A 21,246-nucleotide genomic window follows, 5' to 3' on the forward strand; every position below is an offset into this window, starting at 1 on the left:
CATGATATAGTTGGATTAAAATGAATCAAACGAATTCAAACTCATTCGGACATCATGAAAACGAAGAGAACGGATTCATCTCTGGCATTCATCCATCATTCAAAGCCAAACGGAGGCGGACTCGCATGGTACAAAGCTTGTGGAATCAGGAAGCGGCGGAAAAAGCGGCAAAGGAGCAGAACGAATCGCTCGAGGGACTGGCGGGGCTCGTCTACCGCTCCAACCGAATCGGGGCGGACCGCTCCGTCTGCAACTGGGGCGGCGGCAACACGTCGACGAAAACGACGGTGAAGGACTTCCGCGGACGCGAGATCGACGTCATGTACGTCAAAGGCAGCGGCTCCGACCTCGCGTCGATGACGGCCCGGAACTTCACCGGCCTGCGCCTCGACGACGTGCTTGAGCTGCGCGAGCGCGAGGCGATGAGCGACGAGGAGATGGTCGCCTACCTCGGCCACTGCATGATCGACGCGTCCCACCCGCGGGCGTCGATCGAGACGCTGCTGCATGCTTTCCTGCCGTTCAAGCATGTGGACCACACGCATCCCGACGCGATCATCTCGCTCTGCTGCGCGGACAACGGCCGCGAGCTGGCGGCCGAGATCTTCGGCGAGCGCTTCGTCTGGGTGCCGTACATCCGCCCCGGCTTCACGCTCTCCAAGATGATCGCGGACGGCGTCCGCGCCAACCCGAACGCCGAGCTCGTGCTCATGGAGAAGCACGGCCTCGTCACCTGGGGCGACACGCAGGAGGCGTGCTACGAGCAGACGATCCGAATCATCTCCGAGGCGGAGGCGTTCATCGAAGCCCGCGTCGACGGCTCGCGCCTGTTCGGCGGACTGAAGTCCGCGCCGCTGCCGGAGACGGACCGCCGCCGCGTCGCCGCGGCCGTCATGCCGCTCATCCGCGGCCTCGTCAGCGACGAGAAGCGCATGGTGCTGTCGTTCGACGACGGCGACGACATCCTCGCCTTCGCAGGCGGAGCGGACGCGCCGCAGCTGTCGCAGGTCGGCGCCGCCTGCCCGGACCATCTCGTGCATACGAAGGTCGTGCCGCTGCTCGCCGACTGGACGCCGGACAGCTCGGAGGCGGGCATCGCGGCTCTTCAGGCCGCCCTCCGGCAGGGAATCGAGGCGTACAAGGAGAACTATAAGGCCTACTTCGAGCGAAACAAGAACGAAGGCGACCGGCGCTTCGAGGCCGCGCCGCGCGTCATCCTCATCCCGGGCGTCGGCATGGTGAATACGGGCAAGAGCCTTGCCAGCGCCCGCGTCAGCGGCGCGCTGTACCATCGGGCGGTGGCGGTCATGCGCGGCGCGACGGCGCTCGGCCGGTTCGTCTCCCTGAGCGAAAACGAATCCTACAACGTCGAGTACTGGCCGCTGGAGCTGTATAAGCTGTCGCTCGCTCCGGCCGAAGCGGAATTTTCCCGCCAGATCGCCTTCATCACCGGCGGCGCGGGCGGCATCGGCAGCGAGACGGCACGCCGTCTGGCCGAGGGCGGCGCGCATCTCGTGCTCGCCGACCTCAACCTCGAAGGCGCGCAGAAGGTCGCGGACGACATCAACGCCCGCTTCGGCGAAGGCCGCGCGCTCGCCGTGCGGATGGACGTGACGAGCGAGGAGCAGGTCGCGGCGGCATTCGCCGAGACGGCGCTCGCGTACGGCGGCGTCGACATCCTCGTCAACAACGCCGGACTGGCGACGTCCAGCCCGTTCGAGGAGACGACGCTCAAGGAATGGAACCTCAACATGAACGTGCTCGGCACCGGCTACTTCCTCGTGGCGCGCGAGGCGTTCCGGCAGATGAAGGAGCAGGCGCGCGGCGGCAGCATGGTGTTCATCGGCTCCAAAAACTCCGTCTACGCCGGCAAGAACGCCTCCGCCTACAGCGCGGCCAAGGCGCTGGAGGCCCATCTGGCCCGCTGCATCGCGGCCGAGGGAGGCGAGCTCGGCATCCGCGTCAACACGGTGCTGCCGGACGCGATCCTGCAAGGCTCGGCGATCTGGAACTCGTCCTGGCGCGAGGAGCGCGCGGCCGCCTACGGCATCGAGCCGGACCAGCTGGAGGAGTATTACCGCCAGCGGACGACGCTGCGCGTCAACATCTATCCGCGCGACATCGCGGAGGGCATCGCCTTCTTCGCCTCCGCCCGCGCGGAGAAGACGACCGGCTGCATGCTGACGGTCGACGGCGGCGTGCCGGCCGCCTTTACCCGATAACCGAACCCGACAAGGAGGCTCAATCGCCGATGAATCCAACCGTAAAGCAGAGCTACGAGCTCGCCCGCGCCCAATACGCCGCCCACGGCATCGATACCGACGAGGCGCTGGAGCGGCTCTCCCGCATCAAGCTGTCCGTCCATTGCTGGCAAGGGGACGACGTGCGCGGCTTCCTGTTCCGCGAGCAGGAGCTGTCCGGCGGCATCTCCGTCACCGGCTCCTATCCCGGAGCCGCCCGCACGCCGCAGGAGCTGCGCGCCGACCTGGAGCGGGCGTTCTCGCTCATCCCCGGCAAGCACAAGGTGAACCTGCATGCGATCTACGCCGACACCGAAGAGGCGGTCGACCTGAACGAGCTGGAGCCGAAGCACTTCCAGCGCTGGGTCGACTGGGCCAAGGAGCAGGGGCTCGGGCTGGACTTCAACCCGACCTGCTTCTCGCATCCAAAAGCCGCCGACGGCTTCACGCTCAGCCATCCGGACGAGGCCGTGCGCCGCTTCTGGATCGAGCACTGCCAGGCGTCGCGCCGCATCGGCGCGTCGTTCGGCGAGCAGCTCGGCCAGCCATGCGTCACGAACGTCTGGGTGCCGGACGGCTACAAGGACCTGCCCGCCGACCGGCTCGCTCCGCGCCGGCGGCTCAAGGAGGCGCTCGACGAGGTGTTCGCCGAGCCGCTCGACCCGGCGCATCATCTCGACGCGGTCGAGAGCAAGCTGTTCGGGCTCGGCTCCGAGGCGTACGTCGTCGGCTCGCATGAGTTCTACATGGGCTACGGGCTGCAGAACGACAAGCTGATCTGCCTCGACTCCGGCCATTTCCACCCGACGGAAACGATCTCGAACAAGCTCAGCTCGCTGTCGCTGTTCGCGAGCGGCATCCTGCTGCATGTGAGCCGCCCGATGCGCTGGGACAGCGACCATGTCGTCATCCTCGACGACGAGCTGCTGGAGATCGCCCGCGAGCTCGTGCGCGGCGAGCTGCTGGAGCGCACGTTTATCGGCCTCGACTTCTTCGACGGCAGCATCAACCGCGTCGCCGCTTGGGTCATCGGCACGCGCAGCACGCTGAAAGCGCTCTTGCGGGCGCTGCTGGAGCCGGCGGAAGCGCTGCGGCAGGCCGAGCTGGACGGCGACTACACGACGAGGCTGGCGCTGGCCGAGGAGTTCAAGTCGTATCCGTTCGGCGCGGTGTGGGACTACTACTGCGAGCGCAGCGGCGTGCCGGCCCGCGAGGCGTGGCTGGACGACGTCAAGGCGTATGAGCGCGAGGTGCAGCTGCCGCGCGGCGAGGCAGCCCGCGTATGACGACGCGGCTCGCCTTCGATCTCGGAGCGGGCAGCGGCCGCGCGGTGCTCGGACGGCTGGGCGGCAGCCGCATGGAGCTGACGGAGGTGCATCGCTTCGCCAACGAGCCGGTGCAGGCCGGCGGCGGGCTGTACTGGGACATCCTGCGGCTTCTGCATGAGCTCAAGCAGGGGCTGCGGCTGGCCGCCCGCGAGGGCGGAGCGCCTCCCGCGAGCCTCGCCATCGACTCGTGGGCGGTCGACTTCGGCCTGCTCGGCCGGGACGGGACGCTGCTCGGCAATCCGCTCCACTACCGCGACCGCCATGCGGAAGGCATGATGGAGCGGCTGCGCGAGCGCTATGGCGACGAGTGGCTGTTCCGGCGGAGCGGCTTGCAGTTCCTGCCTTTCAACACGATCTACCAGCTGGCGGCGATGGGCGAGCGGCGCTCGCCTCAGCTCCGGCAGGCGCAGACGCTGCTCATGATTCCGGACCTGCTGCGCTACTTCCTCACCGGCGAAAAGAAGCAGGAGTTCACGAACGCCACGACGACCGGACTGCTGAATCCGTCCGCGCGCCAGTGGGACAACGAGCTGCTCAAGGCGGCCGGGGTGCCGGTGCGCCTGTTCGCCCCGCTGGCCCAGCCGGGCGACGCCGCGGGCGAGCTGACCGCCGCCGTGCACGCCGAGCTCGGCCTGTCCGCGCAGGTGCAGGTGCTGTGCGCGGCGGAGCATGACACCGCCTCAGCCGTCGTCGCCGTGCCTGCGCGCGAGGAGAGCTTCGCCTACCTGAGCTGCGGCACCTGGTCGCTCATGGGCACGGAGGTGCCGGAGCCGGTGCTGAGCGAGCAGGCGCTGGCGTACAACTTCACCAACGAAGGCGGTGCGGCGGGCACATGGCGGCTGCTGAAGAACATCATGGGCCTATGGATCCTGGAGGAGCTGCGCCGCGAATGGCAGCGTGAGGGCCATTGTCCAGGCTACGAGGAGCTGCTGGCCGGAGCGGGGGCGCTGCCTGCGGGCGGGCCGCTCATCGACCCGGACGATCCGCTGTTCCTGCCTGCCGGCCCGATGGGGCCGCGCATCCGCCAGTGGTGCCGCGAGAGCGGCCAGCCGGAGCCGCAAGGCTATGCCGGGCATGCCCGTTGTATTCTGGAAAGCTTGGCTTTACAATACCGGTATGTGTTGAAGCAGACGGAGCTCGTGAGCGGACGCTCGTTCTCCGGGCTCCATATGGTCGGCGGCGGCATCCGGAACCGGCTGCTCTGCCAGTGGACGGCGGACAGCATCGGCCGCCCTGTGTGGGCGGGACCGGCGGAGGGCAGCGCGATCGGCAATCTCGCCGTGCAGTGGATCTCGGCGGGCGAGCTGTCCGGCCTGTCCGAGGCGCGGCGCGTCATCGGCGATTCGTTCGGCGTCGAGACGTACGAGCCGACGCCCGGCTCGGGCGAGCGGATGGCGGAAGCGTACGGACGCCTGCAGGCGCTCAAGGACAAGAGGAAGGGCCGCCGCTCGGGGTAACGCCCAAGACTAGATCAAAGGCCGCCGCTCGGAGTAAGGAACGCGGGGCGGCTCATGAACAGGACGAAATGAAGGACCGCCGCCTGCGCTAGCGGACGCGGCGGCCGCGAGGAGGAAGGAAGCATGCTGGCGGCAGAGCGCTACGAGCAGATCGTGCAGCTGGTCAACGAGCGCGGCAGCATCCGCGTCACCGAGCTGAGCGAGCTGTGCCGGGTGACGGAGGAGACGATCCGCCGCGACCTGGACCGGCTGGAGCAGGAGGGGCGGCTGCGCCGCTCGCACGGAGGCGCGGTCAGCGTCCGCGACGCCCAGCCGGAGACGCCGTTCGCGGAGCGCGAGGTGACATTCGCCGCGCAGAAGCGGCGGATCGCGGCGGAGGCGGCGCGGCAGGTGCGCCCGCGCGAGCGCATCCTGCTGGATGCCAGCTCGACGGCGTGGTACATGGCGCGGGAGCTGCCGGACATGCCGCTGACTGTGCTGACCAACTCCGCGCGCGTGGCGGTGGAGCTGGCGGCCAAGGAGCAGATCCAGGTCATCTGTACCGGCGGGCAGCTGTCGCGCGCCTCGCTCAGCTTCGTCGGCCCTTCGGCCGAGCGCTCGCTGGAGGAGTATCACGTCGACAAGGCGTTCCTTTCGTGCAAGGGGCTGCATGTCGAGCGCGGCCTCAGCGAGTCGAACGAGCTGCAGGCGCGGGTCAAGCAGCAGATGCTGCGGATGGCCGACGAGGTCGTGCTGCTGGCGGACGCCAGCAAGATCGGCCTGCAGTCGTTCACGCGCTTCGGCAGCCTGGAGCAGGTCGGGCGGCTCGTCACGGACGACCGCATCACGGCCGAAGCGGCTCAGGCGCTGCGGGAGAGCGGCTTGGCGGTCGTGGTGGTGTAGGCGTAGGTCAGGCGAGGACCTCATTTCGTGCCTTTCAGGCGGAATGAGGTCCTTTTTGTACGGGGCGTGAAGGGGGCGGGACTGCCGTCATTCGGCATGCTGAATCCTGAATCGGAATGAGGAATCTGAAATGCTAGATTCGCAGGTTCGCATGGCAATCGAGTTCGAGGGGAGGCTGATCGGATATGCGGACCTGGCCCAGATCCGGACGAATGCAGCGGAACTCGGAATTTCAATCGGGGAGAGCGGCCTTTGGGGAAAGGGGATCGGATCCTTGGCCGCCGGGAAGATGATGGAATTGGCCAGGGAGAAATACGGAATCACCCTTTTCAACGCCGAGACGAACGAGGAAAACGCCCGTTCAAGAAGGATGCTGGAAAAGCTCGGCTTCGTTGAAATCAGTCGTGTCGGCCGGGAGGCTTACCTCGGGAAGGACGGCCGGCTCATCCAGTATCGGCTCGGTCCGGTCATCGAACAGTAGGCTGACTGGCTGGACGGTGATGCCCGTTCGACGACGCCCGATCATTTCCAGCGGCTTTCCGCCTCCCAATAGACAGACACCGAGATTCAAGGAGGAAGACAGAAAAAGCGTCTGTGGCTTGTGATGGCAGCTGCGGTTTTGATTGCAGCAGGCTTGTTTTATGCTTTTCATGAGAGGGAAATGGATCGAAAATCCGCCGAGCTGGCGGAAATCAAGAATCATGTCGCTGCAGCGGCGGTTTCTTCCATGATGAGCAATGCTGCCTTCTTGGATTCGTTTCTGCCCGAGGCAAGCAATCCTTCCTCGGCTAAAATGAAACTCGATGATCGTTTCCTTGCCTGTTTCGTTGCTTTTTCAAACCTAGGCCAATTGTCGCTTCAGATGGAGACCATCGATGAATCCGATCACGAAGCATGGCGAGAGATCCGGCTCGGCTTTGAGAAGGCATCCAAACTGATGGCGGGCTTGGAAAGGTCGGAGATGGACCGGGAGATCTATTTAGCCCGGATCAACGAATTCGCAACGGTATTTCTTGACGGGATGACGCACATGAACCGAAATACCTCGACAATTCCTCACCATGAGTTGAATAAGATTCGCGAAGCGGCTATCCAGTTCAATGCGGAGTCGTTCTGGGAAATTCTTTCGAAAACGTAAGCGGCATCCAGTCGTCGAGAGGGAAACGTCCGCGCCGGCGAGCGAAGCGGCTGGCTACGCGCGGTTTTTCCGCGCGTAGGGCTCGCCTGCGTCGCGAAGCCGCCGGCTAGGCGCGGTTTTTCCGCGCGTAGAGCGCGCTGGCGTCGCGAAGCCGCCGGCTAGGCGCGGTTTTTCCGCGCGTAGGGCGCGCTGGCGTCGCGAAGCCGCCGGCTACGCGCGGTTTTTCCGCGCGTAGGGCGCGCTAGCGTCGCGAAGCCGCCGGCTACGCGCGGTTTTTCCGCGCGTAGGGCGCGCTGGCGTCGCGAAGCCGCCGGCTACGCGCGGTTTTTCCGCGCGTAGGGCACGCCTGCGGAGCGAAGCCGCCCGCTACGCGCGGTTTTTCCGCGCGTAGGGAGCGCCTGCGGAGCGAAGCCGCTGGCAACGCGCGGTTTTTCCGCGCGTAGGGCGTGCCGGCACCGCGAAGCCGCGGGCTACGTGCGGTTTTTCCGCGCGTAGGGCTCGCCTGCGGAGCGAAGCCGCCGGCTACGCGCGGTTTTTCCGCGCGTAGCGGGCGCCTACGGAGCGAAGCCGCCGGCTACGCGCGGTTTTTCCGCGCGTAGGGCGCGCCTGCGGAGCGAAGCCGCCGGCTACGCGCGGTTTCACCACGCGCGCAGCCCGCGCGCCAGGCGCGCCTCAAAAAGCATCCCGACCGCACGCGGTCGGGATGCTTTTTTCACGCAGGCGGAGCCAGCTGACGCCGAGCGCGGCCGGATGGAGCAACGCGACGAGCGTAGAGCGTACGTGCAACGGTAGCGGAGATGCCGCCCCTCGCCCCGCTGAGCCGCCCCGCGCCAGGCTCCGCCCGCAGCTGCAAGCAGCTGATCGCCCAGGCTCCGCTCTTTTTCCACATTCTTCAACAAACACGCATGTTGTGAAATTAGTCCACGAAACGCATCTCCAATTCGGCACGCACCCATCCGATCACCCAGCCTTCCCCAGCTCCAGACCTACCCGTCCAACTGAGCTGCATCCGCCTTTTCCACCAAGCTTCGACATGAAATAAACAAAATGAAACAAATTAAATAAAATTAAATTTTGTTGTTTACAGATCCCGCAGGCCGGGCGTATAATCAAACCGTTCCTTGTAAGCGTAATCAATGACTCGCTTGCATGACGCATCCACTTCACAATTGGGGGATTGGGAGAATGAAAAAGACGACGATGCTGCTCAGCGCGACGATGGCGATGGCGCTGCTGGCGGCCGGCTGCTCCGGCGGCAACGGAAACGGAAACGGCAACGGCGGCGGCAACGAAGGCGCGGCGGCCGGCACGGACAACAACGCGCAGAACGCGGCCGGCAGCGGCGGCGAAGCTCCGAAGGAGCCTTTCACCATCAAGATGGCGCTCATGGCCGGACCGAAGACGCCGGACTCCTGGGCGGAGAAGGCGCTTGAGGGCGAGCTGGAAAAATCGATGGGCCGCAAGGTCGACGTGCAGCCGATCTTCCTGCCCGACTGGTCGGAGCTGAACACGAAGATCAACCTGCTCATGAGCGCCAAGGACACGCGTCCGGGCATCCTGTGGACCGGCGACACCAAGGAGTACACCAAGTGGGTCGATGCCGGCATCGCGCAGGACGTCACCCCATCCCTCCAGAAATACGGCAAGGAGATCCTCGACTACTACCGCAAGGACACGCTGTTCTATCACTGGGACAAGAGCGGCAAGATCTTCCGCATCCCGGGCGACGTGCCGGAAGCGAGCTACATGACGACGATCGTCCGCAAGGACTGGCTCGACAAGCTCGGCCTGCAGGTTCCGAAGACGCTCGACGAGTACGTCGAGGTGCTCCGCGCCTTCGCGAACGGCGATCCGGACGGCAACGGCAAGAAGGATACGTACGGCATCTCCGGCGACAACTACTACCGCTCGCTGGCGCCGTTCTTCTACGCGAACGGCCTCGACGTGGAGAACTTCGTCAAGAACGCCGACGGCTCGATCCAGTTCGGCGCGCTCGATCCGAAGGTCAAGGACGTGCTGAAGCTGCTCAGCGAGCTGTACAAGGAAGGCGTCATGGACCCGCGCATGACGACGAGCGCCAACAACGACGACAACAAGGTCAACGACATCTACGCCTCCGGCAAGGTCGGCTCGTTCTACCGCTGGGTCGACTACTTCAACCCGGGCAACTCGGTCAACATCAGCTTCAAGAAGCTCAATCCGGACGGCGAGTACATCTCGATCGCGCCGATCCAGGGACCGGACGGCTTCAGCTCCGACCTGCCCGATCCGGGCATCGGCTGGTGCTACCTCGTCGTGACGGACGCGACGGACGTCGACAGCGCGGTGCAGGTGCTGAACACGATGGCGACGCCGGAGGTGTTCAAGACGATCACGTTCGGCAACGAGGGCGAGCACTACAAGATGGATGGCGGCATCTTCACGCCGACGATCCAGCCGGAGGAAGGCAGCAAGCTCGGTCTCGGCAACTTCGGCTGGTACATCCAGCGCAAGGACGCCGCCAACATCAAGAACACGCCGGAAGTGACGAAGATGTTCGAGGACAAGATCGCCACCAGCCAGCCGATGCGCGACAAGATCGTCGTGTTCAAGGCGATCGACCGTCCCGAGTGGGACCGCTACTCCGCCGACATCAAGAAGGTGCGCGACGAGCTGTTCTGGGGCATCATCACGGGCAAGACGCCGCTCGACGCGTTCGACAAGTGGCCGGCCCAGTACGAGAAGCTCGGCGGCAAGAAGATCGACGAGGAAGCGGCCGGGCTGTTCGAGAAGCAGCAGGCCGAGCACGTCGAGTACGACAAGTGGTATGAGGAGAACATCACGCCGTACAAATAAGCCCGCCTGAAGGAGGAGCGCCACATGGCTGCAACGAAGCCGGCCGTCATGGCCGGCAAGCGGACGCGGGAGGCCCGCGGATCGCTGCTGAAGGACATCGTGCGGGACCGCTATCTGTACCTGCTGCTGCTGCCCGGCCTGCTTCTGGTGCTGGTGTTCAAGTACATGCCCATGTACGGCGTCATCATCGCGTTCCAGGAGTACAACATCTACAAAGGCATCACCGGCAGCGAATGGGTCGGGTTCGACCAGTTCACCCGCCTGTTCAACTCGCCGGACTTCACGGAGATTCTCGGCAATACGATCATCATCAGCGTCTACAAGCTGATCGCGTCGTTCACGCTGCCGATCATCCTCGCGCTGCTGCTCAACGAGCTGCACAGCAAGCTGTTCAAGCGCTTCGCGCAGTCGGTCGTCTATTTGCCGCACTTCATTTCCTGGGTCATCTTCTCGGGCATCCTGATCACGTTCCTCAATCCGGTCGACGGCCTCGTCAACCTGATCCTGCAGCGGTTCGGCGTCATGCCGATCGACTTCCTCGGGGACGTGCGGTACTTCCGCTCGATCCTCGTCATCAGCGACATCTACAAGGAAGTCGGCTGGGGCACGATCATCTATCTGGCGGCGATCGCCGGCGTGAGCGCCGACCTGTACGAGGCGGCCCGCATCGACGGCGCGAACAAGCTGAAGCAGACCTGGCATGTGACGCTGCCGGCGATCCGGCCGGTCATCCTCATCCTCGTCATCCTCAGCCTGGCGAACATCCTCGAGGCCGGCTTCCAGCAGATCTTCCTGCTGTACAATCCGCTCGTCTACGACGTCGCCGACATCATCGACACGTACGTCTACCGCGTCGGCATCCAGGAAGCCAACTACAGCTATGCGACGGCGGCGGGACTGTTCAAGTCGGCGGTCGCGATGACGCTCATCCTGACCGTGAACACGATCGTCAAAAAAAGCGGCCAGGAAGGCCTGTGGTAAGGGAGGCGAGGGCAAGATGGCATTGTCCCGTGGCGAACGCGTCTTTAATGTAGCGAACATCCTGTTCTTCATCCTGCTGATGGCGCTCATGATCTACCCGTTCTGGTACATGATCATGGCGTCGTTCAGCGACCCCGACCTGACGGCGAGCGGGGGGCTGTTCCTCGTGCCGGCCGGCTTCTCGATCACGGCATACCAGGCGGTGTTCCAGAACGTCTCGATCCTGTCGGGCTTCAAGGTGACGATCATCACGACCGTGGCCGGCACGCTGATCGGCACGTTCCTCTCGGCGGGGATGGCGTATGCCGTCTCCAAGAAAAGGCTGCGCGGCGGCAAGCTGTTCTCGCTGCTCATCCTGTTCACGATGCTGTTCAGCGGCGGCCTCGTGCCGTCGTACCTGCTCGTCAAGATGCTCGGCCTGATCGACAGCTACGGCGCGTTCATCCTGCCCGGCGCGATCGGCGCGTGGAACATCTTCGTCATGATCAGCTTTTTCCGGGGCATCCCCGACGAGCTGGAGGAGGCGGCCAAGATCGACGGCGCGAACGACCTGACGGTGTTCTTCCGCGTCGTGCTGCCCCTGTCCAAGCCGGTGCTGGCGACGGTCGGCCTGTTCATCGCGGTCGGCTACTGGAACGACTTCTTCTCCTCGGTGCTGTATGCGACGGAGAAGGACATGTGGCAGCTGCAGATGGTGCTCAAGGACCTCATCAGCAACACGTCGCAGGCGATCTCCCAGGCGGGGATCTCGGTGGCGGTGCAGCAGCAGGTCAACCCGTTCACGGTGAAAATGGCGTCCATCCTCGTCTCGAGCGCCCCGATCCTGGCCGTCTATCCGTTCCTGCAGAAGCATTTCGTGAAAGGAGCCCTCATCGGCTCCGTCAAAGGCTGACGCGAAGCAGCTCCCGGATCTTGGCGTCCGGGGGCTGCTTTTCATTTTTCATCCGGAAGGGAGCTGCATGCACCATGCCGCTGGCGCAAGTCGAATTTTTCTCGGAAACGCTGAGCCTGTCGAGCTCGCTCGCCGCCGTCATCCCGCAGCGCGGGGCGGCGATCGGAGCGGCCGGGCCGTCCGCAGGCGGGCCGCCTTGGCCGGTGCTGTACCTGCTGCACGGGGCGACGGACAACCATATGAGCTGGCTGCGCTACAGCTCGATCGAGCGCTACGCGCAGGAGAAGGGCATCGCCGTGCTCATGCCGTCGGTCCACTTGAGCTTTTATGCCGATCAGAAGCAGGGGCTGGACTACTTCACGTTCCTGAGCGAGGAGCTGCCGGCCGTCGCGGGGGCGATGTTCCGGCTGTCGGACCGGCGCGAGGATACGTTCGCGGCCGGGCTGTCGATGGGCGGCTACGGCGCGTTCAAGCTCGGCATCCGCTGTCCGCAGCGGTTCGCCGCCGTGGCGAGCCTGTCCGGCAGCCTCAGCCAGCGGACGCGGCTGACCGGCGAGTCGCCGATCGCGAACGAGGCGATGCTGCGCATGGCCAAGCTGACGTTCGGCTCGGCGGAGGCGTACGACGGCAGTCCCGACGATCTGGCGCATGTGCTGGAGGGGCATCTGGCGGCGGGCACGGAGCTGCCGCGCTTCTACCAGGGCTGCGGGACGGCGGACTTCAACTATGGCTTGAACCTGGACTTCCGCCGGCAGTTCGAGGGGCGCATCGGCCTGACCTATGTCGAGACGCCGGGAGCCGGCCATGAGTGGAGCTACTGGGACGCGGCGATCCGGGACGTGCTGGACTGGCTGCCGCTGCACGGCGGCGAGGCGGAGGACCAACGGGAAGCGGATGGAAAGGGGCAAGGAGGATGAGCGTGGAGACGAAGGCGGTAGAGGAAAGGCTGGATGGCGCAGCCGCCTGGACGGTCCGCATCGATGCGGACGACGTGCTCGTGGGTGATTTCGACGGCATCGGCTTCGAGTGGGACCCCTGCGATACGTACGAGCATACGGACGAGCAGTGGGAGACGCTGCTGGAGCGGGTGGACTTCACGCGGACGCCGCTCGTGCGCGTCATGCTGCGGGCCAATGCCTATACGGCGAGCTGGGACGAACGCGGCGATCCGGTCTACGACTGGGAGACGCCGATGATGCGGAGGCTGTGGCGCATCCTCGACCACTGCGAGCGGCGCGGCATCGACGCTATCGTCGGCGAATGGAGCCGCAGCCCGGAGCTCGGGCTGACGGCTTCCGACGATCCGGCGTGGGCGGAGCTGATCGGCGAGTTCCTGCATCAGCTGCTGGACGTGCGCGGCTACCGCTGCGCGCGCTGGTACAACTTCATCAACGAGCCGAACGGCGACTGGGCGACGGAGGACGGCGACCGCTTCGCGCTGTGGCGGCGGGGGATGCTGCAGCTCGCGCAGGTGCTCGAGCTACGCGGCCTGGCGGGGCGGATCGGGCTGATCGGCCCGGACTCGTCCAACGAGGACGAGTGGGTCGAGCTCGCGGTGTACGGCGTCGGCGGCCTGCTGTCCGCCTATGACATCCACCGCTACGTGCAGGACGCCGACCTGATCTCGGGCCGGCTGGAGCGGCAGGTGCGCGAGAAGCGGCGCTTCATCGACCGCAACGACCCGGATGGCGCGGCGAAGCCGTATCTGATGACCGAGGCGGGCATCGTGGAAGGCAAGGACGAGGCGCATGACCAGCAGCCGCGCGTGCGGACGTTCGGGTACGGCGTGCTCATGGCGGACTTCGCGCTGCAGGCGATGCGCGGCGGCCAGTCGGGTGTGATCGCCTGGATGCTCGACGACGTCATGCATCATGCCAAGGGCTATCCGTGGAGCTCCGGCGAGTGGAAGACGTGGGGGTTCTGGAATTCGTCCGGCGACGAGCAGGAGCGCGCGCTGAGGCCGTGGTACGATCCGATGGCGCTGCTGTCGCGGCTGTTCCCGCGCGGCAGCCGGATCGTGGCGGCCTCGGTGTGGGACGACGGCAGGCTGCCGGGAGCCGGAGGCGTCGGAGGCGCAGAGGGAGCCGGGCCGGAGACCGGTGGCAGCGGCGGCGTGAGCGCAGGTGAGCTAGGCGTCGGAGGCGCAGGTGGAGCCGGGCCGGGGACCGGTGGCAGCGGCGGCGGGAGCTTAGGGGAGCCGGGAGCCGGAGGCGTCGGAGGCGCAGAGGGAGCGGGGCCGGGCAGCTGGCGCGAGCCCGTCTCCGCAGGCGTCCGGGGCGTCGCCGCGCTCGTGCCGCTGGACGGCGGCGGCAACGGCTGGAGCGCCGCCATCGTCAGCCACCGGCAGGGGCGGCAGTCGCTGCGGCTCGTGCTGCCGCAGGCGTCCGGCGGCGCGGACCTGGCCGTCTACCGCTGCAGCGAGCGGGAGCGTCCGGCGGATGCGGACGGCTATCCCGCGCCGGCGCTGACGCTGTCCGGCGCCGATGCGGCGCGCGGCATCGAGCTGGAGCTGTACGGTCCGGGCGTGCTGTTCGTCACGACGGCGACGCCGGAGGACGGTCCGCACGGTCGGCAGACGGCAAGCCGGCAGACGACTTTGGCGGTAGCCGGGCGGGAGCCGCAGCGGCCGGAAGCCTTCGGCCTGAGCTGGGGCGTCCAGCCGTTCGTCGACTCTGGCGACCTGGCGCTCGTCCGTCCTGCAAGCGGCAGCATCAGCCTGCATCATCGCGGCTCAGGGCCGGAATGCGCCGTCGACGGCCTGCGCCATACGGCGTGGCGGACCCGCGTCCGCGGCGAGCATGAGATCGCCGTCCGCCTGGACGGCCTGCGCCGCATCGGGCGCGTCAAGCTGGAGTGGGGAGAGGGCTGTCCGTCCCGCTACCGGCTCGAAGCCTCGGCGGACGGCGCGAATTGGACGACCGTGCTGGACCGGAACGGCGAGGAGGCGAACATGCGGTTGAATCCTGTCTCGCCCGGTACGAGCGCTTCTGGCGGGGAAGGCCCGGAGGAGCTGGCCTTTCCGACGATCGAAGCGGCTCATGTCCGGCTCGCGGCCATCCGGCCTGCGGGCACGCTCGGGCTGGAGCTGCGAAGGCTGTCCGTGTACGGCCCGGACGCAGCCTCTGCGGACGTTCCGGCCGCAGAGGCCGGGGCAGGCGGCGGAGGCGCTGCGGCCAGTCCGCGTGATGCGGCCGACCTGCGCGATGCGTCCGATCCGCGTGATGCGTCCGATTCGTCTGATCCGGCCGATGCGCCGGATTCGACCGACGCAGCCTCTGCGGCCGGCGCGCCGAAGGGAGGCGGCCGCCGATGAGGCTCGGACTCGGACTTGGCCAGCGCGCGCTGACGCGGGACAACTTCCGTTTTGCCCGGCAGATGGGCTGCACCGACATCGTCGCGCATCTGACCGACTATACGGAGCCGGTCCTCGACCTCGCGCGCCACGACGAGATGTACTCGCTCGATACGATGCTGCGCCTCAAGGCGCAGATGAACGCGGAGGGCGTGGAGCTGCATGCGATCGAGAACTTCTGCCCGGCGCACTGGCATGACGTGCTGCTGGACGGACCGAAGCGAGCGCAGCAGATGGACCGGCTGAAGCGGATCGTGCGCGACGCGGGCCGCGCGGGCATCCGCATGCTCGGCTACAACTTCAGCCTGGCCGGCGTATGGGGGCTGAGCTACGTCGAAGCCGCGCGCGGAGGGGCGCGCACGGCGGTGTTCCACGATCCGCCGCAGTCGCCGATGCCGAGCGGCTCGGTATGGAACTTCATCTATGATCCGGACGCCCCTCCGGGCGTCGTCGCGCCGGTCTCGGAGGCGGAGCTGTGGGATCGCGTGCGGCGCTTCCTCGAAGAGCTCGTGCCGGTGGCGGAGGAGGCGGGCGTCGTGCTCGCGGCGCATCCCGACGATCCGCCGCTGCCGGTCGTCCGCGACACGGCGCGGCTCGTCTACCGGACGGACTATTACCGGCGGCTGCTCGATCTCGTGCCGAGTCCGAACAGCCGGCTGGAGCTGTGCCTCGGGACGACGGCGGAGATGACGGACGGCGACGTGTACGAGACGATCCGAGCGCATGCGGGCGAGATCGGCTACGTGCATTTCCGCAACGTGCGGGGCAAGGTGCCGCATTACGACGAAGTGTTCCTCGACGAGGGGGACATCGACATGGTGGAGGCGCTGCGGCTGCTGCGGGACGGCGGCTTCGGCGGCGTGCTCATTCCCGACCATACGCCTTCGGTCGCCTGCGCGGCGCCGTGGCATGCCGGCATGGCGTATGCGCTCGGCTACATGCGGGCGGCGCTGACGATGCTGAGGGCGCTCGACGAGGAGGCGGGGCGATGAAGCGGCGCTGGACTCAAGGGGGTTGGGCCCCGTTCCCTCTCTGCAGGAACCGTCCGTCAGCCCGGCTGAAAAAGGAGGAGAGACGATGAAGATCGCCGTCACCGGAGGCAGCGGACGGATCGGACGCTTCGTGCTGCGCGAGCTGCTGGAGCACGGCCACGAGCCGGTGAACGTCGACCTCGCCGCGCCGGCGGAGCGGATCTGCCGGACGGCGATCGCCGACCTGACCGATCTTGGAGAGGTGTACGGCGCGCTCCAGGGCGCGGACGCCGTCCTTCATCTGGCCGGCGTCAACGCGCCGGGCAAGCTGTCGCCGGAGAAGCTTTTCCGCCTGAACTCGCTGTCGACGTACCAGGTGCTGGAAGCGGCCGCCGGGCTCGGCATCTCCCGCGTCGCCGCCGCTTCGAGCGAGTCGATCTACGGCTGGTGCTTCGCCCGCCATCGCTTCGCCCCGCAGCATGCGCCGGTCGACGAGTCGCATCCGCTGCTGCCGCAGGAAAGCTACGGCTTGTCCAAGATCGCCGGCGAGCAGGCGATGGCGATGTTCCATCGGCGGACGGGCATGCAGGCGGTCGCGCTGCGGTTCGGGCATGTGCCGCTCCCCGAGGAATACGAGTGGCTGAGCCGCCACGAAGGCGCGGAGCGCTTCCTGTGGAGCCACGTCGACTCGCGCGACGCGGCCGCCGCCTGCCGGCTCGCGGTGGAAGCGGACGGCCTCGGCTTCGAGGCGGTGAACGTGACGGCGGACGACACCTGCTCGCTCGTGCCGAACGAGCAGCTGGCCGCTCGCTTTTACCCGTCGCTGCTGGAGTTCGCCCGCTCCGGCCCGCCGCATGCGGCCTGGTCGAGCAACGCCAAGGCGAAGAGGCTGCTCGGCTGGCAGCCGAGGCGGAGCTGGCGGTGAGCGGGAGGCAGGCTGCGCGCTGCCCGATTCGGGCGTTGGCGCCGGCAGGCTTCTGCAGGTAGAATGAGAGGGAAGCGCATTCATAAGCAGGGGCTGCGTTTTGACAGGCGCGGCTTCAGGCCGTTCGGCTTGAAGGATCATGCCGAGCGTCCGTCGCCTTTTCAACAGAACCGATAGAGGAGGGAAGGGCATGAAACATGCCTTTGTAACAGGAGCCGACCGCGGCGTCGGCTACGCGCTGGCGCTGGAGCTGCTGCAGCGCGGCTATACGGTGTTCGCCGGCCGCTACATGCCGGAGTGGCAGGAGCCGCAGCCGGTGCCGGAGGAATGGAAGGAGCGGCTCGTGCCGCTCGCCATCGACGTCGCCGACGGGGACAGCGTGCGCGCCGCAGCGGAGGAGGCCGCGCGCCGGACGGACCGTCTCGAGCTGATCGTCAACAACGCCGGCGTCGTCGGCGACAAGGAAGGAAGCGCCTTGGGCGAGATCGACTATGACGCGATGTTCCGGCAGTTCGCCGTCAATGCGGTCGGACCGCTGCGGGTCGTGCAGGCGCTGAGCGGCCTGCTGCTCGCCGGCGAGGACAAGCTTGTCGTGAACATTTCGTCTGAGGCGGGACAGATCAATCAGACGTGGCGGGAAAGCTGGTACGGCTACTGCATGTCCAAGGCCGCGCTCAACATCGAGTCGAACATCCTGCACAACGAGCTGAAGCCGCGCGGCGGCCGCGTGCTCGTCATCCACCCCGGCTGGGTGCGCAGCTACATGAGCGGCAAGCTGAGCGAAGAGGGCACCTACACGGCCGCAGAGTCGGCCGCCGGCATCGCGACCGTCATCGACGGGCATCTGGCGGATCGGACGCCTCGGGATCACCCGGTGTTCATCGACAACACCGGCGCGGAGATGAGCTGGACGTAGGGAGCCGTCAGCGAGCGGGGCCTCCCGCTTCGCTGCGTTCCGTCATCGGACGATGACGCATTTTTTTCCAAGGAGGAATCATCCCATGACAACATCCCATGGACATCTGCCGCGGGCGCTCGTAATTGGAGACAACGGGGAGCGGGCGCCGTATCATCCGCTGGACGCGGCTTATCCGGAGCTGGAGACGATTTTCGACGGCGCCTTGGTGCTGGAGCCGACGGAGGATTACAGCCGGCTGCGCGCGGAGGCGCTGGCTCCTTATCGCCTCGTCGTTTCCTACTCGGACAACTGGCGCACCGGCAAGCAGCCGGAGGAGATCGAAGGGCTGCTGTCGTTCGTACAGGCGGGCGGAGCTCTGCTCGTCCTGCACAACGGCATCTCCCTGCAGACGGATCTGGAGCTCGCGAAGCTGATCGGGGGCTTTTTCACCGGGCATCCGGACTGGACGGAGCTGGCCTACTCGCCGACCGAGGCGGGCCGCGCGCATCCGATGCTGGACGGCGTGGAGCCTTTCCGGATGGAGGAGGAGCCTTACCGGTTCGATCCAGCGACCGTAACGACGGCGTCCGTGCTGCTGGAGTACGAGCATGAAGGCAGCCGCTGGCCGGCTGCTTGGGCTCATGCGCATGGTCTCGGACGCGTCGCCTACCTGTCGCCGGGCCATCGCCGCGAATCGTTCCAGCATCCGGAGTACCGCAAGCTCGTCCGCCAGGCCGGGCTGTGGGCGCTGGGGGCGCTGTAAGGAGTTTTCGCGCAGGCATGGCAGGGCAAGGCATGGCAAGGCATGGCAAGGCATGGCAAGATCAAGCTACGCGAGGCCGCAGCGTCGAGCGGAAGAAGGGGCTTGCCAGCAGACGGCCGCTTGGCTAGAATAGGCTTGTAGCGGCACGGATGTAAGAGTGCCGACCGATTGGTTTCGTGGCGAAGAACGCCCTGTTCCATCTTTTCTGTCAGCGACAGCTCTCGTAATTCTGAGACCGTCCGGCTGGCAGGGAGGCGGTACAGGGCTTTTTTGCATCCATTTTTTCAAGAGGAGGCTGTACGAGCATGGAGGATCGGCAAGAGCAAGAGCAGCGATTCGAGGAAGCGCGCCTGGCTTGGATTCAGCGCCATCTGCGAAGCAGCACGAAGGAGCGGAGGCGGCGGCTGGAGCAGGGGCAGAAAGAGAAGGATATGCTTTTCCTGAAAGAGATCTGGTGGCCGGTGTTCGGTCAATTGGACGATCTGCATCCGCAATATGAAGTCCAGGACGAGAAGGGAGCGCCGGTTTTTCTTGATTTCGCCTGGCTGCAGGGCAATCAATATTTCCATATTGCGGTCAAGGAATTCGAGACGTATGCCAGGCAGACGGAAGAGGAGCGCAACCGGGAGATGATGTTCAACGCCTACATGACGATCTGCGGATACCGGATGCTGCCGATCGCTTATGATGCGCTGGTGGAAGATCCAGCGGAGATCCGTTCGCTGATGGCTTCGTTCAAGGAAAAGGCGGATCAAGGGAAGTTCGGCTTGTTTCCGTCAGAGCGGAGAGTCTACCGTTATATCGAATTGCCTCAAGGCTGGAGGCGGCGTTGAGCCGCATGGATTTTTCCCGTCACGCCGGGCATCGGCGAGGGCAGTCTTTCGATTCGGCGCATGCGGCGTGGCTTCAGCGGCATGTCGATGCCCGGACGGGAGAGCGGAAGGACCGGCTCAGGCGCGGACATGCTCACGGAGAGATCCTTTTCCTGCGAGCGGTATGGTGGCCGCTGTTCGGTCACTTTGACGATCTTCATCCCGAATATGAGGTCAAGGACTGGAGAGGAGCCGCCTGTTATCTGGACTTCGCCTGGTTCGCCGAGGGCGTGCGCTTCAACATCGATGTCAAAGGATTCGGCCCTCATGTGCAGCAGATGGACCGGAGCGGCTACAGGAGAGAGGCGATGCGGGAAATGTTTCTCCACTCGCATGGGTTCCGCACCTTGACCGTCGCGTACGACTCCCTGAAGGAGGAGCCGAATCAAGTCCGGGATCTGATCGCGCAAATCGCCCGCAGCGGCTCGGACTTCTCGGTCGGCATCAAGGGGGATGGAGCAGGGGAAGGCATGAATCGAGTCGATGCTGCTTTGCTGAGCTACGCTCGCGCTCATGGAGGAGACATCTATCCGTTCAAGGCTGCGGAAGCGATCGGCGTCCATCGGCGGACGGCGGCGATCCATTTGAAGCGGTTGGCGGAAAAAGGCTTGTTCGAGTCTGTTGCGGCCGGAGGAAAAGTATGCCGCTATCGCCTTCGTCCGGATTTGGCGTAGCGGCGCATAGCCAGGTTTTCTTTTGCGAGAGTTCAGCAAGATCAGTTCTTGGCCGAAGCGAAGCAACTTCTACTTGCTGATCGTCAGCTCATGCTGCCCGCGCAAGCGGGCTATCGATTTCCCCTGCCCGATGAATGATTTCGAAACTTCAAGTCGTTCATCGAGGCAGGGCTATTCGTTTTCGTGTTGATCAAGGCACGCAGGATTTCCGACTCGAGCTCCTTTTCCGCAAGAAGCTTCTGCACTTGCTCGTATTTCTCCTCCATCTCCGCCAGCCGCCGAGCGCTGTCGAGCCTTGCTCCTGTCGATGCTGTCGATTTATTCGCAAGGGCAGCTTTCTCCTGATACTCCCGTACCCAGGCGCGAATCGACCTTTGGGAAACCGCGTACTTGCGGGCCAGCTCAGCCGTGGGAACGCCGTCGAGCGACTCTCGAACTACTTGGGTCCTAACCTCGCCGGATGTAGAGCGATGTTGTTTCATGACTTGTCACCTCTTTGCTGCTAGTGTACCTGATTCGGCTAGGGGACTGCCAACCTGGGATGATAGAAATTAAAATCCAAGGCACAAATGTGCCTTGGATGGACGGGAGCGCGCCGGAATGGGCAATCCAAGGCACAAATGTGCCTTGGATGGACGGGAACGCGCCGGGATGGGCAATCCAAGGCACAAATGTGCCTTGGATGGGCGGGAACGCGCCGGAATGAGAAATCCAAGGCACAAATGTGCCTTGGATGGGCGGGAGCGCGCCGGGATGGGAAATCCAAGGCACAAATGTGCCTTGGATGGGCGGGAGCGCGCCGGAATGGGAAATCCAAGGCACAAATGTGCCTTGGATGGGCGGGAGCGCGCCGGGATGGGTAGCGTCAAGAAGTATGTGTAAGCAGCAAGATATTCCCAGTCAAAATGGGTTGACGTCACTCTTGGTGGTGGGGGTAGCGTTTCTCAAACATCTGCTTCAACCTACGTTTTACCGACGGGTCGCCGAAGCCGCGAATGACTTTCTTGCCATAATACTCGTTGTACTCGCTATCCGTCA

18 protein-coding genes are annotated in these 21,246 nt (G+C 65.3%); 17 read left to right on the forward strand and 1 reads right to left on the reverse strand.

What is annotated here, in order from left to right; genetic code table 11:
* Window positions 1–125: 125 nt before the first annotated feature.
* From H582_RS0122790 to H582_RS29195, 17 genes are all read left to right on the forward strand, one after another.
* On the forward strand, window positions 126–2,222 hold the full coding sequence (locus H582_RS0122790) for a bifunctional rhamnulose-1-phosphate aldolase/short-chain dehydrogenase (protein ID WP_028600382.1): 2,097 nt from the start codon (window positions 126–128) through the stop codon (window positions 2,220–2,222).
* Between the two features lie 29 nt (window positions 2,223–2,251).
* Complete coding sequence (gene rhaA / locus H582_RS0122795) at window positions 2,252–3,526, forward strand: L-rhamnose isomerase (RefSeq protein ID WP_028600383.1); 1,275 nt, start codon at window positions 2,252–2,254, stop codon at window positions 3,524–3,526.
* Entirely contained in the window at window positions 3,523–5,025 is a 1,503-nt protein-coding gene (locus H582_RS0122800) for a rhamnulokinase (RefSeq protein WP_028600384.1), read from the forward strand. The genes rhaA and H582_RS0122800 overlap by 4 nt, the downstream gene beginning before the upstream one ends.
* 123 nt (window positions 5,026–5,148) lie before the next feature.
* Complete coding sequence (locus H582_RS0122805) at window positions 5,149–5,907, forward strand: DeoR/GlpR family DNA-binding transcription regulator (protein ID WP_028600385.1); 759 nt, start codon at window positions 5,149–5,151, stop codon at window positions 5,905–5,907.
* Between the two features lie 151 nt (window positions 5,908–6,058).
* Window positions 6,059–6,388 carry a GNAT family N-acetyltransferase gene (locus tag H582_RS29185; protein WP_240479064.1) on the forward strand — a complete coding sequence of 110 codons (330 nt, stop codon included), beginning with the start codon at window positions 6,059–6,061 and terminating at the stop codon, window positions 6,386–6,388.
* 120 nt (window positions 6,389–6,508) lie between these two features.
* Window positions 6,509–7,045, forward strand: a complete 537-nt coding sequence (locus H582_RS0122815) for a hypothetical protein (RefSeq protein ID WP_127464544.1) — start codon at window positions 6,509–6,511, stop codon at window positions 7,043–7,045.
* Between the two features lie 1,185 nt (window positions 7,046–8,230).
* The gene (locus H582_RS0122820) at window positions 8,231–9,880 is read left to right on the forward strand and encodes a type 2 periplasmic-binding domain-containing protein (RefSeq protein ID WP_028600387.1); all 1,650 of its coding nucleotides are present in this window, start codon (window positions 8,231–8,233) and stop codon (window positions 9,878–9,880) included.
* A gap of 24 nt (window positions 9,881–9,904) precedes the next feature.
* Complete coding sequence (locus H582_RS0122825) at window positions 9,905–10,861, forward strand: ABC transporter permease (RefSeq protein WP_240479065.1); 957 nt, start codon at window positions 9,905–9,907, stop codon at window positions 10,859–10,861.
* 16 nt (window positions 10,862–10,877) lie between these two features.
* Window positions 10,878–11,753: a carbohydrate ABC transporter permease gene (locus H582_RS0122830; protein WP_028600389.1), complete on the forward strand. Its 876-nt coding sequence runs from the start codon at window positions 10,878–10,880 to the stop codon at window positions 11,751–11,753.
* Between the two features lie 74 nt (window positions 11,754–11,827).
* The gene (locus H582_RS29190) at window positions 11,828–12,670 is read left to right on the forward strand and encodes an alpha/beta hydrolase (protein ID WP_052333568.1); all 843 of its coding nucleotides are present in this window, start codon (window positions 11,828–11,830) and stop codon (window positions 12,668–12,670) included.
* Window positions 12,667–15,066: a discoidin domain-containing protein gene (locus H582_RS0122840; RefSeq protein ID WP_028600390.1), complete on the forward strand. Its 2,400-nt coding sequence runs from the start codon at window positions 12,667–12,669 to the stop codon at window positions 15,064–15,066. The genes H582_RS29190 and H582_RS0122840 overlap by 4 nt, the downstream gene beginning before the upstream one ends.
* Window positions 15,063–16,097: a mannonate dehydratase gene (locus H582_RS0122845; protein WP_028600391.1), complete on the forward strand. Its 1,035-nt coding sequence runs from the start codon at window positions 15,063–15,065 to the stop codon at window positions 16,095–16,097. Before H582_RS0122840 ends, H582_RS0122845 begins: the two co-directional genes overlap by 4 nt.
* An 85-nt stretch (window positions 16,098–16,182) precedes the next feature.
* Complete coding sequence (locus tag H582_RS0122850) at window positions 16,183–17,001, forward strand: NAD-dependent epimerase/dehydratase family protein (protein ID WP_028600392.1); 819 nt, start codon at window positions 16,183–16,185, stop codon at window positions 16,999–17,001.
* Window positions 17,002–17,191: 190 nt separating this feature from the next.
* Window positions 17,192–17,917 carry an SDR family NAD(P)-dependent oxidoreductase gene (locus H582_RS0122855; RefSeq protein WP_028600393.1) on the forward strand — a complete coding sequence of 242 codons (726 nt, stop codon included), beginning with the start codon at window positions 17,192–17,194 and terminating at the stop codon, window positions 17,915–17,917.
* A gap of 85 nt (window positions 17,918–18,002) precedes the next feature.
* Window positions 18,003–18,662, forward strand: a complete 660-nt coding sequence (locus H582_RS0122860; protein WP_028600394.1) for a ThuA domain-containing protein — start codon at window positions 18,003–18,005, stop codon at window positions 18,660–18,662.
* Window positions 18,663–18,967: 305 nt separating this feature from the next.
* Entirely contained in the window at window positions 18,968–19,495 is a 528-nt protein-coding gene (locus H582_RS0122865; protein WP_028600395.1) for a hypothetical protein, read from the forward strand.
* 5 nt (window positions 19,496–19,500) lie between these two features.
* Window positions 19,501–20,208 carry a hypothetical protein gene (locus H582_RS29195; RefSeq protein WP_052333569.1) on the forward strand — a complete coding sequence of 236 codons (708 nt, stop codon included), beginning with the start codon at window positions 19,501–19,503 and terminating at the stop codon, window positions 20,206–20,208.
* 110 nt (window positions 20,209–20,318) lie between these two features.
* Here the strand turns inward: H582_RS29195 and H582_RS0122875 are convergent, their stop codons facing one another.
* A complete protein-coding gene (locus H582_RS0122875; protein WP_028600396.1) occupies window positions 20,319–20,690 on the reverse strand; it encodes a helix-turn-helix domain-containing protein in 372 nt (123 codons plus the stop codon).
* Window positions 20,691–21,246: the final 556 nt, after the last annotated feature.

The sequence above is a fragment of the Paenibacillus pasadenensis DSM 19293 genome (assembly GCF_000422485.1).
Lineage (GTDB): Bacteria > Bacillota > Bacilli > Paenibacillales > Paenibacillaceae > Paenibacillus_O > Paenibacillus_O pasadenensis.